The following is a 15,434-nucleotide window of genomic DNA, read 5'->3' on the forward strand; positions in this document are numbered from 1 at the left end:
CAACATGGCCGATCCGACCGGGCCGGATACCGCTGCGCCCACCACTTCGCATCACCTGATGCGGACGCTGTGGGCGGTGTTCTGGCTCTACGGCGGTCGCGGGGTCGGGCTGCTGTGGACGGCCCTGCTGATCGCCTACCTGGGCATCGCCGACTACGGCCAGTACGGCATGGCGTACGCAGTTTTCTCGTGTATCGGTCCGCCGCTGGACAATCCGTTTGCGGTGCGGGCGGTGCGCGAATCCGAGGAACGCTTCCTGGCCGAACGCACCTCGCGGTATCTGCTGGGCCTGGCCCTGATGGTGGTCGGTGTCGCGCTGGTCGAGGTGAGCTACATCGCCTGGTTCGGGCTGTTCGTCGCCGGTGGCGAGATCATCATGAAGACCTACCAGAGTCACTGGGCCCGGGACGGGCAGCCGCAACGGGTGGCCCAGTTGGACACCATCCGGCAGGTGGTCAGCGTCGCCCTGGCCGGCAGTTACCTATTAGTGGCCGAGCAGCCGAACCTGCAGGTCGCCAGCATGTGGCTGGTGTCGCCGTACGTCGTGGCCGCGATCGTGGTCGGCTTAATCGTGGTGCGGCACCGGCCCGGGATGCCCGGCCCGCCGAAGCTCATCGCCATCCTGATCGGCGAGATGCTGGGGCTGGCGGCCTACCTGCAGGGTGATGTGCTGCTGCTGGGGTGGCTCACCGACGACACCACGGTCGGTTACTACGCGCTGACCGTCACCGTGACCATCGCGATCGTCGCCGTCGGGCAGTCGTTCGGGATGTCTTACAACCGGTCGATGCGTGAGGGTGACGGCGCGCTGGATGCCGGCCCGCCGCTGCGCAGCACGCTGATCCTCGGGGTGCTGGCCTGGCTGCTGGTGTTGATTGTCGGGGTGGTCATGCTGTTCACCCCGGCACCTCAGGAACTGGCCGTCGCGATGATCATCATGAGCCTGTTCTGCGGCATGCGCACCGTCACCTCGGTGTTCCAGGCGGTGCTGTACCTGCAGCGCCGCGACACCACCCGGCTGGTCGCCAACATCAGTCTGCTGCCGGTCAAACTCGGGTTGGTGGCGCTGCTGGCCGTGGCAGGCGCGGTCGGCGCGGCCATCGCGACGGTGATCGCCGACGCGCTGCTGCTCGGCATCTATGCCTTCATCCTCTACCGCAAACCCCGCAGGGTGCCAGACTTCAAGGCAGAAACGTGACACGAGCAAAGTTTCTGTTGTCAAAGGATCCGGTTGCCGAGCACGGCGGTGATGTGGAGTTGTCCCGGCTGGTGATGACACTGGCGGCGGAGAGCTGCGAGGTGTCCGCGATCTGCCTGAGCCACCAGCGGCCGGGCACCGTCGAAACCGACCTGGTCGCGGGCGGGATGCCGCTGCAGCGGATCGCGAAATCGGGTGTGCAGCCGGTGCGGCTGCTCACCGACACGGTGCGCACCGGCCGCAGCCTGGCGCACGCCCGCTTCGACAACGACGAGCTGGTGGCGGCCATCACGGTGGCGGATGCCGATGTCTTCGTCGCCGAGCACAGCTACATGGCCGAATCCTTCCTGCGCAGCACGCAGGTCGGGTGGGCCCGGCTGGTGGTCAACACCCACGTCAGCGAGTCGCTGGTGTGGAAGGCGACCCGCGGCGTGCTGGGCAGGCTGCAGGTGGGCCGGCTGGTCCGCGATGAGCTGCGCGTCGCCCGTGCCGCCGCAGCCGTCGGCACCTACGACGCCTCCGAAGCCGAGTTCTACCGCGCCAACGGGGTGGCAGCGGCACGCTGGCTGGATCTGACCCTGCCGCCGGCGGCCCAGGTGCCGGTCGCCGACACGCCGCGCCGGCTGGTGCTGATGGGCACCCGGGACTGGCCACCCAACCAGGAGGCGTTCCTGACCGCGCTGCGGCTGTGGCCGCGCATCGCCGCCGGGATCGACGGGGCCGAGCTGTGCATCATCGGGGCCAAGAACGCCAAGGCCGCCGACCCGGTGTATCCGGGCGGGGTACGCGATCTGGGATTCGTCGACGACCTGGCAGGGTTCCTGGCCACCTGCCGGGCCATGATCGCCCCGATCAGCACCGGCGGGGGAGTGCGGGTCAAGATCTTGGACGCCGCCCGGATGGGACTGCCGGTGGTGGGCACCACCGCCGCGATCGGATCGCTGGGCGACCTGCTGGAGCTCGACACCCATGATCACGATGACGAGTTCGTCGCCGCGTGTCGGCGCTACCTGCTCGATATCGGGCAGGCGAGCGCGGCCGGGGACCGACTCTATGAGCTCAACCGGCAGTATTGGGAGCAGCGCCGCCCGCACCGCGCCGTGGCGGCCCTGCTGACCTAGCGGCCCGCGGGTGCCGGCACCGGCGGTTCCTGATACTTTCGGGCTTCCAGGGTGCGCGCCTCCAGCTCGTCGTCCGCCTTGGCCTCGCGGCGCAACTGGTCGGCGTAGGCCAGGAAAACCAGGAAAAACGTGTACAGAAACACGATCTGCGAGATGACCACCACGGGGTGGTCGAGATTGAGCGCCACGAACGAGAATCCGATGAATACGCCGCCATATAGCGCCCGCGGTAGCGAATTTGCTCGTAGCAGTCGGTAACCAATTACGCAACCGATCGCGACGACAGCCAGGAACGCAAGACCGACGAAGATCCCGCCTCGGTGGATCGCGATCAACGGCGCGTTCGACACGAAATTCTCCAGGAAGGCGTAGGTGCCGTCCTTGAACTCGCGCTGCGACCAACCCCAGCCGAACAGCCAGTGACCGTCCATCCGTCCGGGGAACTCGCGGATCGAGTCCATCCGGTCGGTGGCCCCGGAATCGTTCTGACTCAGCGTGCCCAACAGCCGGGTGCGCACCGACGGCACCATGAACGCGGAGATGACGGCCAGCGTGAGGGTGCCGATCATCAACTGACGGTCGCGTGAGCGCATCGGGTGGAAGATGAACACCAGAACCACGCCGACCAGCAGGCTGACGATGGCGGATCGGCTGAGCGTCAACGCAATTGCCGCACCGAGGATGCCGGCAAGTACGACACGGCGCCAACCGGTGAACAGGATCATCGCGATGACGAACGAGATGACCAGGCCGATACCGGCGGCGTTGGGGTCCAGCCACAGCCCGCCGAGCCGGCTGAACGCCTGACTGTCGGCGGCCACCGCGAATCGACCTTCGCCGCGAAGGTCCGCCGTGCCGCCGGTGAAGAAGAACCGCTCGGTGTTGGCGACCGCGTAGCCGAAGATCCGGAACGGTTGCAGCAGAATCTGATTGGACCCCATCATGATCGAGGCGATACCGAACAGCGCGTTGAAACTCGCGGCGTACACGAACACCCGGCCGAACTTGGCCAGGTGTTCGGCGGGCAGCGCCAGGATGGCGAAGAACGCGCCCGTCGCGATGGCCCACTTGGTGTAGTCCAGGATGTTCACGATCGAACTGAAGGTCACCACCATCGAGACACCCGAGATGATCACCAGCACCGCAACGGCCTTGGCCAAGGTGCTGCCCAGCACCGGGAACCGTTTGGCGGCATTGGGATGCACCAGCGCGGCGACGATCGCGCCACCGGCGAACGGCAGATACAGCGGCAGGTGTACACCGGGGAAGTAGCCGAAAGGCAGTGTGCCGATCGCGACCGCCATGCCCCAATAGAGCCACAGCGGGTGCCGCAGGCCGATGTAGACGCCGACCGACAGCGCGATCAGCGCGGCCAGGCCCATCATCCCCGGCTTGCCCGCCAGCGTGACGGCGGTGGCCACCAGCACCGTGAACACCACGATCCCGGCGCCGATGAGCAGCCCACTACGCGACGGCGCGCCGAGTTTCATTGCGGACTCGTCTTCATTGCGGAATGATCCTCACGGCTTTACTGCACCGTTGTTGCATTCAACTATCCTTGCATCGGTTTCGCTGGCGCCGCTACCTAGGGTGTCACCCGCAAACTGTGCGGCTGCCGTTGTTGACGCTATCGTTGCATTGTCGTGGCGATCCAGAAGCGAATGGAGTGCTCCCTTGGCCGTCGGTGATTACCTGCGTATTTTTCGCCGGTTCTGGTGGGTGGTTCTTCTGGCAACGCTGATCGGCGTTGCTGTCGGATATGCCACTTCCTTTATGTCGACGACGCAGTACTCCTCGACGACCCGGCTGTTCGTCACCACCCAGAGTGGCACCTCGGTGGGTGACGCGTACCAGAACAACCTGTTCTCCCAGGAGCGGGTGTTCTCCTACGCCGGCCTGGCGACCAGCGATCAGGTGGCCGCGCGCGCCATCGCCCAGCTGAAGGCGCCGATCTCGGTCGACGAACTGCGCGCCAAGATCACCGCGGTGCCGATGCCGCAGACGGTGCTGCTCGACATCACCGCCACCGATCCGGATCCGGCCGCCGCGCAGCGTTATGCGAACGCCATCGCCGATCAGTTGGTCAACGTCACCGCCGAGCTGGAGACCTCACGCCGCGGTGGCGAGGCCGCCGCGGCCGCCGTGCTGGTCGACGACGCGAGTTACGGCACCCGGGTCGAGTCCATGGGCCTGCCGATCCGGATGGCCGCCGGCGGTGTCGCAGGCCTGGTGATCGGTGTGTTGCTGGCCATTGCGCTGGGCATCTCGGACACCAAGGTGCGCCGCAGCGAGCGCGTCGAGGATGTCACCGGTGTCCCGCTGCTGGGCACTCTCGTCGCCGGCAAGGATCGCGCCGGGCTGCTGGACATCGACGCCGGCGGCCTGGCCGTCGAGCGGGTCCGCGAGCTGCGTACCAATGTGCAGTTCGCCCGCAACGCGCACGGTCAGCATCCCCGGGTGATCGCCGTGACCAGCCCGTCGGCCCAGGACGGTCGCTCCATCACCGCCATCGATCTGGCCACGGCCTTCGCCGAGGCCGGCCACTCGGTGGTCCTGGTCGACGGCGACCTGGTCAAGCCCGACCTGCCCGAGCTGCTCGAACTCGACCGCGAGGCCGTCAACCGGGCAGGTACCAAGGGGTTCACCACCCTGCTGGCCGGTCAGCACGATCTGTCCGAATCGCTGCTGGAGGTGCCCGGCACGCGTGTCGCGCTGCTGCCGGCCGGACCGGTGCCCTCGGTGCGCCGCGACCTGTGGGGTGACCAGCGCACCTCGCGCGTGCTGGAACTGCTGCGTGGCCATTTCGAGTACGTCATCATCGACACCCCGCCGCTGACCAAGTTCGCCGACGGCACCGTGCCCGCCACCCTCGGTGACGGTGCGCTGGTGCTCGGCCGGATCGGGCACACCAAGGCCTCCGCGCTGCGCAAGAGCATCACGGTGCTGCAGACCGCGCACGCCACCGTGCTCGGTGTGGTGGCGACCTGCGAACCCGGACACCGCCGCGAGACGGCGTCCGACGGTCGGCACAGTGCACGCACCCAGAGCGCACCCGCGGTGGCCGACGATGACACCGCCGCCGAGACACAGACCTCGTCATCCGCCAAGAGGTAGGTGTGACGCCGAGTCTGATGCGTGGCGCCGCGGCGCTCTTCGCGGCCTTCGTATCCGGAACGGTGCTGGTGTCGTGTGCGCCCGCCGAGCCACCGCCGCCACCGGAGGCCTCGGCGCTGCCGACCATCAAGGAATTCAACCCGCCGTTCGACGGGAAGCCGCGGCTGCCACCGCCGGATATGACCGATGACGGTCCGGGCTCGTTGATCTCGGTGCAGCCGATGGCGGGTAGCGAGATGCTCGACCAGGACGACGCGACCTACATGCGCATCGTCTACCGGTCCACCTCCGGCGTCGACGGTGAACCCACCGAGGTGTCCGGTGCGGTGGCGATCCCACCCGGTGACCCGCCCAAGGGTGGCTGGCCGATCCTGGCCTTCGGCCAGGGCACCAAGGGTGTGCTGAACAAGTGCGCCAGCAGCCTGTACGGCAGCCTGCCGCTGAACGCCTGGACCATGTCGGTGTTCGTGCGGTCGGGTTTCCTGGTCACCGTCTCGGATTTCCAGGGCGCCGGGGTCGAGGGCTACCAGCATCCGTTCCTGGATGCGAAGACCTACGGCTACAACGTCATCGACTCGGTGCGCGCCGCACAACGGGTCGGTGTCGAGACCACCGACGACTGGCTGGCCTACGGTCACTCCGCCGGCGGCCTGGCGGTCTGGGCGGCCGCCGAGCAGGCACCCACCTACGGGCAGGGCATGAACCTGCTGGGCACCGTGTCGATGGCGCCCGCCGCCGATATGTCCGGCCTGGCCGATGCCGCGTGGAACGAGACGCTGACCCCGGACCAGCGGATCACCCTGGTGTTCGCACTGCAGTCGCTGAAATGGTTCAACCCCGAGATGAACCTGGACAACTACCGGCGCGGCGTCACCGCGGAGAACTGGGATGCGCTGCTGGACTGCATTCCGCCGAACTTCGACGACATCGCCCGGGTCCGTGCGCTGATGACCAACGAGGATCTCAAACCGGCCACCTATGAGGACATGGTGTGGCTGCGTGAACGCCTCGCCGAGATCGCCGTCCCGCAGGCGCCCAACACGACGCCGATGGTGGTCGGCTACGGCACCCAGGACATGCTCGTCAACCAGGCCTGGTTCGAACAGGCGCTGGACCGCGCCTGTGCGATGGGCAGCTACATCCAGATCGAGAAGGGGATCGGCAAGGGCCACGCCGATCTGGACAGCGGTTTCACGATCGGCTGGCTGATGGACCGCCTCGATGGGGTGGAGCCACCGCCGAATGACTGTGTGGGCCGAAATTGAGGGCGCCGGTTGATGTTCCGCGGGTCCGCGACTATCTGACGATCCTGGCCAAGGGGTGGGCCATCATCCTGCTGGCCACTCTGCTGGCCCCGGGCGCGGCCTACCTGGTGCAGAAACTCACCTGGGAACGCAGCTACACCGCCTCGGCGCTGCTGTTTGCGTCGGTGGCCGGTGACCCGGGCACCTACTCCGCCTACGCCGGCGGTCTGGGCGCCAACAGCCGGATGACCACCTACTCCGCACTGGCCCAGTCCCGGGTGATCAGTCAGCGTGCCATCGACGAGGCGGGCCTGCCGATGACCGCCGAGCAGCTGGCCGCCGACACGTCGGCGACCTGGGAGCCATACGGCATCAACAGGTTCGGCAGGCCCAGCTCGGTGCTGCTGCGGGTGACGGTGGCCGGCGCCGACGCCGACACCACGGTCAAGGCGGTCAACGCGTTGGCGCGCAACCTGATGCAGCTGTCGGGAGAGCTGGAGTGGATCCAGGCCGAACCCACCGACGCTATCCAGTACACCGGCCCGGTCGCCGAGCTGATCCCCGTCGATGCGGCGACGACCGCCCATGCGGTGGAACCCGATGTGACGAACACGCTGATCGTGGCCGCCGGGGTCGGCTTCGCGCTCAGCACCGTGCTGGTACTGGCATTCGGTATCGCCCGCGACAACGTGCTGACCCGCGGCCAGTTGGTCGACGTCGTCAACGTCACGATGTCCGGAAAACCCTAGGAGCCCCGTGATCTCGCAGAAGAAGATGCTGGCGGGTGGAATGCTGGCGGTGGCCCTGGTGGCCGCCGGCTGCGCTCAGCCCGAGCCGGCGCCGCCCACACCGACGGTGACCGAGATCGGTTTGCCCGCCGATTTCTCGGCGACCGGGCCTGGTGCCCTGCTCAGTGCCGCCAAGCTGCCGACCGTCGACCGCCGACTGCTGCGCATCACCTCGATCGCCGCCCGCATCACCTACAACTCGACCTCCGGCGTCGACGGCAGCCCGCAGGTGGTGTCGGGCAGTGTGTTCGCACCGGACGGGACCCCGCCCGAGGGCGGCTGGCCGGCGATCGTGTGGGGCCACGGCACCACCGGTGTGCTCGCCGAATGCGGACCGTCGCTGTCGCCGACGCTGCTGGGTTCCACCGACGCGATCCGCGCGCTGGTCACCCTCGGATACGTGATGGTGGTCCCGGACTACCAGGGACTGGGCAACACCAACAGCTATCACCCGTATCTGGATGCCACCACCGCCGGCTACAACATGGTCGACGCGGCCAGCGCCGCGAAACGTCTGGTGCCCGACATTTCCGATCGCTGGGTCGCCTTCGGGGTGTCCCAGGGCGGGCAGGCATCCTGGGCGGCCAACGAGGTCTTCAACACCTACGGCGCGCGTGACACCCGACTGCTCGGGTCTGTGAGTGTGTCACCGGCCGCCGATATCACCGGGCTGGCCGATATGGCCGCCGAGGGCACACTGTCCCCGCAGCAGCGAATCGCCATGGTGCTGATCCTGTCGTCCCTGCAGAACGCCCACCCCGACCTCGATCTGGACGACTACCGGCGCGGTCTGGTGGCGCAGAACTGGAAGCTGCTGGCGGGCTGTTCGGTCGATGCGGCCGAGGAACGGCTGGCGGTGGCGGAGAAGATCCCGCCGGAGGATCTGCGCCCGTCGAGCCCCGAGGCGGTCGACAAGTTGCGCGGCTATCTGCAGCAGATGAGCGGGCTGCCCAAGGCGCCGGCTGCCGCCCCGATGTTCGTGGTCCACGGTGACGCCGACGACGTGGTGCCGGTGGCCTGGACCACCGAGGCGGTGCGAAGAGCCTGCGATATGGGCGACACCGTGGCATCGTTCATCGCTGGTGGTCGCGGACACGGTGATTTCGATCCGATCGTCGCGCTGGACTGGATCATCAAACGGTTCGCCGACGCACCCGCCGACAACACCTGCACGATGGAGGGCGGCCCGTCGATCCTCAAGGGTGTCTAGCGCTTCCGACGTAACCAGCCCGACCGGAGAACGCCCATGACAGATACGAACGCAGCCCGCGGGGAGGCCGCCCGAAAAGATACGGCACCACTGGAACCGGTCATCGAGTCGCAGGTGGTGGCCAGCTCGCCGACCCAGGCCCGGATCATCGGGCTCGACGGCATCCGTGGACTGGGTTGCCTGGCGGTGGTGGCCGGCCATGTCGCACTGAGCTATTCGCCGGTCACCCACGACAAGGCGTTTCTGGGCGTGCTCGGGCTCGCGCTGATCCTGTTCTTCGTGCTCAGCGGCTTCCTATTGTTCCTGCCCTACATCCGGCGGCTGACCAGGGACCGGTCCAAGGCCGCGCTGCCCGACACCAAGCAGTACGTGCTGCATCGGATCTTCCGGGTGTTCCCCGGCTACCTGGTCATCTTCCTGATCTGCAACTACCTGCTGCAGGTCGCGTATGTGGAGAATTCGGCGATCCAGCCGCACGGCACCGATCAGGGCACCGGGATGATCACCGATCCGTGGGAACTGCTGGCCAACCTGACGCTGACCCAGACCTACATCCCGGATTACGTGCAGACCGGGATCAGCCCGTCCTGGTCGCTGACGCTGGAGATCGCGTTCTACGCATCGCTGCCGCTGCTGGGCATGCTGCTGTTCCGCCTGCGGCGCAGTACCGATGTCAAACCGCTGCTGCTGGCCTGCCTGGCGCCGGCGATCCTGCTGTTCATCGGCATCGTCGGCAGGCTGTTCGCGCCGCTGGTGTTCGAGGCGAGTGGCGCGGACACCGTCATGATGCAGAACTGGGGGCCGACCTGGGCCGCGGTGTTCATGCGCAGCTTCGTCACCAATGCCGATCTGTTCGCGTACGGCATGATCGCCGCGATCATCTTCGTGGCCATCGAACAGGGCGTCATCTCCGCCCCGGCGGCCAAGCGGATCTACCTGCTGTGCTTCCCGCTGCTGCTGGTGTCTTTCACGGGTGCGCTCGTGCTGGCTGTGAAGGGCACCGTATTCGCCACCGCCGGAATCGGTTTCGTGTCCGCCGTGTTCATCGCGATCGTTGTGTTCCCGCTGGCGCGCGGCAGGGATTCGCGGCTGGCCCGCTACCTGGACGCCAAACCGTTCTACTTTGTCGGCCTGATCTCGCTGTCGGTGTACCTGTGGCACTACCCGGTGTTGTTGCTGCTGGGCCGTTACGACCTGGCCGCCGGTGACACCTGGGGCGGAATGTTCCGTAACGTTGCTGTCGTGGCTGCCGTGACGATCGTCCTGTCGACGATCACCTATTACACCGTCGAACGTCCCGGGCTGGATCTAGTCAAGCGGTTCCGGAAGCGTTGATGCGCCGCGTTCTCCTGGTGGCCGGCGGTGTCCTGGCCGTGGTGATCGTGGTGGCCGGTGCGTTGCTTGCCCTTTCGCCGCAGGCGCGCCAGAAGGTCGGGTTGTCCGACCCGCAGGCGCCCGCAGCACCCGAGCCCATTGCCGGTGCCGACCTGTCGGGCACCGGTCCCGGTTCACTGGTGAGCGCGATGACGATGCCCGAGTTCAGCCGTACCCCGCAGGGCTCGGCGATGAACGCGGCGCGCGTCGTGTACCGGTCCACCGATGGTGACACCGGGCAGCCGACCGAGGTGTCCGGATCGGTGTTCACCCCGCAGGGCAGCCCGCCGGCCGGCGGTTGGCCGGTGGTGGCGTTCGGGCACGGCACGGTGGGGATCGACGAACCGTGCGCGCCCTCGCTGTCGGCCACGCTGCTCGGGATGACCGAGTGGGTGGTCAAGCTGACCGATCTGGGCTTCGCGGTCGCGTTCGCCGACTTCCAGGGACTCGGCGCCCCGGGTGTGCATCCCTATCTGGACTCGCGGACCGCCGCGGTGAACATGATCGACTCGGTGCGGGCGCTGCAGCACACCTATCCCGACGTCTCGGACCGCTGGGCCGCTCTGGGCGGGTCGCAGGGTGGTGGCGCGGTATGGGCAGTGGGCGAGCAGGCCGGCACCTACGCCCCCGAGCTGCTGCCCCGCGGTGTGCTGGCGCTGGCGCCGGTGGCCGATGTGGCGGGCCTGGTGGACAAGGCCGTCAATGCCACGCTGACCAACGAGCAGGGTGCGGCACTGGTGCTGATCATCGAGTCGCTGGCCCGGCTGCACCCGGACGTGAACCGCGACGACTACCGGCACGGTATCGCCGCCGAACGCTGGGACACCCTGATCGCCTGCTCCGGTGCGGCGGTGCACGACCGTGAGGACATCATCGAGAAGCTGCAGCCCGGTGATCTGGCGCCGACCACGCCGGAGGCGGCCGATCGGCTGCGCGGATATCTGCGTGCCTGGGCACTGCCGCAGCAGCCGCTGGCGGCGCCGATGTCGGTGGTCTACGGCGGTGAGGACGAATACATCGACCCGGACTGGACCACCAACGCCATCGCCGGTGCCTGCGCCATGGGCGGCACCGTGGTCTGGGATTTCCAGCCCGACAAGGGGCACGGGGACCTGGATGTCGCGGCACAGCTGGGTTGGTTGACCGAGCGGCTGCAGGGGTTGCCCGCGACCAGCGAGTGCGGACAGTAGCCGCGTTGTCGGAGGCGGCCGCGGTGTGCCCGCCACATTTCGGTGGGATCGCCCGTGCGGATGCCCGCCGCCAGTGACCCGTTACGGTAGGGCGCCCCGTCGACCGATCCGATGTTTGGATCGGCTCCGAATGGGGCACCAGAACGCCGTTGTTGTTGACTGTGAAACTAATCACCTGAGTGAATGTCTTGTTGTCCGAGGTTGGCTGGCTACGTTGCCGGCGACCGCTCGGCTGCGGCTAAGCGGGAAAACCGGGCACTTTGCGTCCGATCGAATTTCCAGCAATGCTATCTCGGGTCGTCATGCGGCAAAACGCCGATCGGGCTGTCGATGTAACGCTGTGGCTACCTGAACGAAAAGACAAGAGTGCATCTGATTAACAAGGGTGGATTATGCTATCTACCTGGAGAAATAGTCGCCGACGTCAGTTTTGGTCGGGACGCACGGTCGAGGGGGGTGGGCAAATCGTCGTCGGAGCGGCGAGCGAATTTGCGCCCGCGTCAGCCAATGGGTGGATATTTGGCCCAAAATGTTGCATGTATCAGGAAACAAAGCGATAGTCTTAGGCAGCATGCAGTGACCGGTGCAGCAAACGAAGGTGGACGAGCACGTGACGTTGGTGAGTGAGACGGAAGCGCCGATCGCCCTGGCGAGCCCGGCGCCCGCTCGGGACCACGATGGGTTGCTCTGGCAGAAGCGCTACGGTCGCGCGCTGCTGGTCACCGACATCGTGGTGGTGGGGGCGGCCATGGCCGTCGCGCAGATGGTCCGACTCGGCCGGCCGGTCACCGACTTCGACCCGCTGACCAAGTACTTCGGTCTGCTGTCGGTCATCTTCGGTTTGATCTGGCTCGGTTTGCTGGCGGCCTATCGCACCCGATCCCCGCGGATCGTCGGTGCCGGCATGGAGGAGTACCGCCGGGTGCTGTCGGCGACCCTGTCGACCATCAGCGTCGTCGCGGTCACCCTGATGATCTTCCGGCCCGAGTACGCCCGCGGCTATCTGGCCCTGGCCTTCCCGCTGGGTCTGGTCTTCCTCGTCATCGGCCGCAGCGCCTGCCGCAAGGTGCTGGCCTGGTACCGCAAGCGGGGCAAGTGCGTCACCTCGGTGGTCGCGGTCGGAAACGCCGCTGCGGTGCGCAGCCTGGTGCAGTCCCTGGAACGGTCCTGGGGTTACGGCTACTCGGTGGTCGGTGTCTGCCTGACCGGTCGGGTCGGCGGTGGCACCCTCGATGTGCCCGGTGTCGGGCCGCTGCCCATCCTCGGCGACGAGCACCAGGTCGAAGACGCCATCGCCAAGGTCAACGCCGACACCGTCGCGTTGACCACCACCGAACACCTCGGCCCCGACGGGGTGCGTGAGCTGTCCTGGGATCTGGACCGCCTCGGTGTCGACCTGGTCGTCTCCCCGGGTATGGTCGACGTCGCCGGCCCGCGCCTGACGATGCGCCCGGTTGCCGGACTGCCGCTCATCCACGTCGAGAAGCCGCAGTACAGCGGCACCAAGAAAGTGCAGAAGCGAGCCTTCGACATCTTCGTGTCGGTCAGCGTCCTGTTCGCCGCGTTCCCGCTGCTGCTGGTGAGCGCCATCGCGATCAAACTGACCAGCCGTGGACCCATCTTCTACATGTCCGAGCGGATCGGTCTGGACGGCAAGCCGTTCCAGATGATCAAGCTGCGCACCATGGTCGTGGACGCCGACAAGATGGTCGCCAGCTTGGCCGATATGAACGAGATGGACGGCGGTGTGCTGTTCAAGATCCGCCGCGACCCCCGCGTCACCACCGTCGGCCGCATCCTGCGTCGGTACAGCATCGACGAGCTGCCCCAGTTCATCAACGTCCTGAAGAAGGAGATGAGCGTCGTGGGGCCGCGGCCGCCGCTGCCGTGCGAGGCGGATGCCTACACCGACCAGGTCCGCCGCCGGCTGCTGGTGCTGCCGGGCATCACCGGTCTGTGGCAGGTCAGCGGACGGGCCGACCTGTCCTGGGACGACTCGGTGCGGCTGGACCTGTCCTACGTCGAAAACTGGTCCATCAGCAGTGATCTGCTGATCGCGATCAAGACGGTGCGCACCGTCCTCGGTGGTACCGGCGCTTACTAGCGGAGCCAGATCCGCAGCGGTGCTCCGGTAACGTGGAGACCGTGCCGTCCCAGGTCAGTGCCCGCCGACCGCGCCGGCTCCTCGGAATTCTCGCCGTCATCATCGCGCTCGTCGCGCAGATCGCCGTCTACGCCGCGCTGCTGCCGTTCGCGCTGCCCGTCGGGCTCACGGTCGTCAACACCTTCCCGTCCTCGGGTGGGCTGCCGGTACCCGTCGCGACCGCTGATCTGACCGAGGCCGGACCGGGGTCGTTGGTCTCGGCGACGACCATGCCCGGGGTGACCCGCCGGATCGAGGCCCGCAACCTGCGGGCCGCCCGGGTGCTCTACCGGTCCACCAACGGTGACACCGGGCAACCCACCGTCGTGTCCGGTTCGGTGTTCACCCCGCTGGCGGATCCGCCGCCGGGTGGCTGGCGGGTGGTCGCGATCGGACACGGCACCGTCGGCATCGACGGGCCGTGCGCACCGTCGCTGTCGGACACCATGCTCGGCGCGCTGGCGTTTGTCACCCCCTTCATCGACCGCGGTTACGCGGTCGCGGTGCCCGACTACCAAGGCCTGGGCGCCAAGGGGCTTCACCCCTATCTTGATGCCAGGACCGCCGGCCTGAACATGATCGACAGTGTGCGCGCACTGCGGCGCACCTTCGGTGATGTCTCGGGCACCTGGATGGCGTTCGGCCATTCGCAGGGTGGAGCGGCCACCTGGGCCGCCGACGAGCAGGCCTCGGTGTATTCACCGGAACTACAATTGCTCGGCGCGGTGGCCGCCGCGCCGGCCGCCGATGTCAGCGGATTCGTCGACAAGTCCTTGGCCGGCCGGCTGACCACCGACCAGATGCTGGCACTGCCGGTGATCGTCGAATCGCTGGCGCGTCTGCACCCCGATCTGAACCGCGACGACTACCGGGCCGGGGCGGCCGCCGAACACTGGTCGGTGCTGACGGCCTGTCAGGCGCCGCAGATCTACCAACGCGGTGCGGCCGCAGAACATCTCAAGCCCGCCGACGTCGCACCGCAGAACACCGCGGCAGCCGACCGGTTACGGTCGCTGCTGCAGGCTTGGGCGCTGCCGCAACGGGCGCTGTCGGCACCGATGTCGGTCTGGTACGGCGGCGCCGATACCCTGGTCGACGCCGAGTGGACCGCCGCCGCGATCGAACGGGCCTGCGCCCTTGGTGGCACCGTCACGGTGCAGTACGAGCCGGACAAAGGACATGCGGAGGTCGACCTGGTGAGCCAGTTGAACTGGATGGCAACCCGATTCGCGGATCAGCCGGTGCGCAATGACTGCTGAGCGGCCGCCGCTGGACCTCGAGGTGCTGCGCGCCGGACTGAGCGAGCCGTGGCACCGGCTCGACATCGTCGAGCAGACCGGATCCACCAATGCCGACCTGATCGCCCGATCCGCCGATGAGCAGATCGCCGGTGCGGTGCTGCTCGCCGAACACCAGGCCGCCGGTCGCGGACGCGGCGGACGGACCTGGGAGGCGGTGCCGCGCGGGCTCGTCATCGTGTCGGTCGGGATCTCTGCGGCCGGTGTCGACGAGCGGCAGTGGGGCCTGCTGCCGCTGCTGGCCGGTGTCGCGGTCGTCGACACCCTGGCCGCCGGCGGCGTCACCGCGGGACTGAAGTGGCCCAACGACGTCCAGGTCGAAGGCGCCAAGATCGCCGGGATCCTGGCCGAGGTGGCCTCCCCGAAACCGGTCGTGGTGCTCGGCATCGGCCTGAACGTGGCCGTCACGCCCGACGAACTCGGCCAGACCGGGGCCACCTCGCTGCAGATCCTGGGCGCCACCACCGACCGCACCGAGGTGACGCGAAACCTGTTGGACCAGTTGGGCTCGCGTATCCGCGCCTGGCAGGCGGGAGAGAGTGCCGCGCTGCTGGCCGACTACCGCGCCCGGTCGGCCACCCTGGGCCGGTCGGTGCGTGCCCTGCTGCCCGGTGGTCGGGAACTGGCCGGCACTGCGTCGGCCATCGATGAGCAGGGCAGACTCTGTATCGACACCGGTGCGGGCACCGAAGTGGTGGCCGCCGCCGACATTGTGCATTTACGGCCGCTGTCAGGGCAGGTATTTGAGTAGAGT

General features: G+C 67.6%; 12 protein-coding genes. 11 read left to right on the forward strand and 1 reads right to left on the reverse strand.

Annotated elements, in window-relative coordinates:
- Positions 1–4: 4 nt before the first annotated feature.
- Positions 5–1,198, forward strand: coding sequence for a lipopolysaccharide biosynthesis protein (locus ACLBYA_RS15450; protein WP_447710294.1), 1,194 nt, complete (start codon positions 5–7; stop codon positions 1,196–1,198).
- Positions 1,195–2,319, forward strand: a complete 1,125-nt coding sequence (locus ACLBYA_RS15455) for a glycosyltransferase family 4 protein (protein WP_447710295.1) — start codon at positions 1,195–1,197, stop codon at positions 2,317–2,319. Before ACLBYA_RS15450 ends, ACLBYA_RS15455 begins: the two co-directional genes overlap by 4 nt.
- On the opposite strand, the gene ACLBYA_RS15460 is transcribed toward ACLBYA_RS15455, so the two are convergent.
- Positions 2,316–3,809 carry an O-antigen ligase family protein gene (locus ACLBYA_RS15460; protein ID WP_447710296.1) on the reverse strand — a complete coding sequence of 498 codons (1,494 nt, stop codon included), beginning with the start codon at positions 3,807–3,809 and terminating at the stop codon, positions 2,316–2,318. The two genes, ACLBYA_RS15455 and ACLBYA_RS15460, sit on opposite strands and share 4 nt — an antisense overlap.
- Here ACLBYA_RS15460 and ACLBYA_RS15465 point away from each other — a divergent pair.
- The 9 genes from ACLBYA_RS15465 (at position 3,772) to ACLBYA_RS15505 (ending at position 15,431) form a co-directional block, all read left to right on the forward strand.
- Positions 3,772–5,433: a P-loop NTPase gene (locus tag ACLBYA_RS15465; RefSeq protein ID WP_447710297.1), complete on the forward strand. Its 1,662-nt coding sequence runs from the start codon at positions 3,772–3,774 to the stop codon at positions 5,431–5,433. The genes ACLBYA_RS15460 and ACLBYA_RS15465 overlap by 38 nt on opposite strands.
- A 2-nt stretch (positions 5,434–5,435) precedes the next feature.
- Entirely contained in the window at positions 5,436–6,698 is a 1,263-nt protein-coding gene (locus tag ACLBYA_RS15470; RefSeq protein ID WP_447710298.1) for a lipase family protein, read from the forward strand.
- Complete coding sequence (locus tag ACLBYA_RS15475) at positions 6,695–7,426, forward strand: YveK family protein (RefSeq protein WP_447710299.1); 732 nt, start codon at positions 6,695–6,697, stop codon at positions 7,424–7,426. The genes ACLBYA_RS15470 and ACLBYA_RS15475 overlap by 4 nt, the downstream gene beginning before the upstream one ends.
- Positions 7,427–7,433: 7 nt before the next feature.
- The gene (locus tag ACLBYA_RS15480; RefSeq protein WP_447710300.1) at positions 7,434–8,675 is read left to right on the forward strand and encodes an alpha/beta hydrolase family protein; all 1,242 of its coding nucleotides are present in this window, start codon (positions 7,434–7,436) and stop codon (positions 8,673–8,675) included.
- A gap of 36 nt (positions 8,676–8,711) precedes the next feature.
- Complete coding sequence (locus ACLBYA_RS15485; RefSeq protein ID WP_447710301.1) at positions 8,712–10,010, forward strand: acyltransferase family protein; 1,299 nt, start codon at positions 8,712–8,714, stop codon at positions 10,008–10,010.
- A complete protein-coding gene (locus tag ACLBYA_RS15490) occupies positions 10,010–11,239 on the forward strand; it encodes an alpha/beta hydrolase (RefSeq protein WP_447710302.1) in 1,230 nt (409 codons plus the stop codon). Before ACLBYA_RS15485 ends, ACLBYA_RS15490 begins: the two co-directional genes overlap by 1 nt.
- Positions 11,240–11,849: 610 nt before the next feature.
- Entirely contained in the window at positions 11,850–13,343 is a 1,494-nt protein-coding gene (locus ACLBYA_RS15495) for a sugar transferase (RefSeq protein ID WP_447710405.1), read from the forward strand.
- 41 nt (positions 13,344–13,384) lie between these two features.
- The gene (locus ACLBYA_RS15500; protein WP_447710303.1) at positions 13,385–14,641 is read left to right on the forward strand and encodes a lipase family protein; all 1,257 of its coding nucleotides are present in this window, start codon (positions 13,385–13,387) and stop codon (positions 14,639–14,641) included.
- Entirely contained in the window at positions 14,631–15,431 is an 801-nt protein-coding gene (locus tag ACLBYA_RS15505) for a biotin--[acetyl-CoA-carboxylase] ligase (RefSeq protein ID WP_447710304.1), read from the forward strand. Before ACLBYA_RS15500 ends, ACLBYA_RS15505 begins: the two co-directional genes overlap by 11 nt.
- Positions 15,432–15,434: the final 3 nt, after the last annotated feature.

Source organism: Mycobacterium sp. C31M, assembly GCF_053345865.1.

Excerpts from the sequence above, each read along its gene's own strand:
- ACLBYA_RS15450 (WP_447710294.1), top strand. The coding sequence starts at position 5 with ATGGCCGATCCGACCGGGCCGGATACCGCTGCGCCCACCACTTCGCAT.
- ACLBYA_RS15465 (WP_447710297.1), top strand. The coding sequence starts at position 3,772 with ATGAGCAGCCCACTACGCGACGGCGCGCCGAGTTTCATTGCGGACTCG.
- ACLBYA_RS15460 (WP_447710296.1), bottom strand. The coding sequence starts at position 3,809 with ATGAAACTCGGCGCGCCGTCGCGTAGTGGGCTGCTCATCGGCGCCGGG.
- ACLBYA_RS15485 (WP_447710301.1), top strand. The coding sequence starts at position 8,712 with ATGACAGATACGAACGCAGCCCGCGGGGAGGCCGCCCGAAAAGATACG.
- ACLBYA_RS15490 (WP_447710302.1), top strand. The coding sequence starts at position 10,010 with ATGCGCCGCGTTCTCCTGGTGGCCGGCGGTGTCCTGGCCGTGGTGATC.
- ACLBYA_RS15505 (WP_447710304.1), top strand. The coding sequence starts at position 14,631 with ATGACTGCTGAGCGGCCGCCGCTGGACCTCGAGGTGCTGCGCGCCGGA.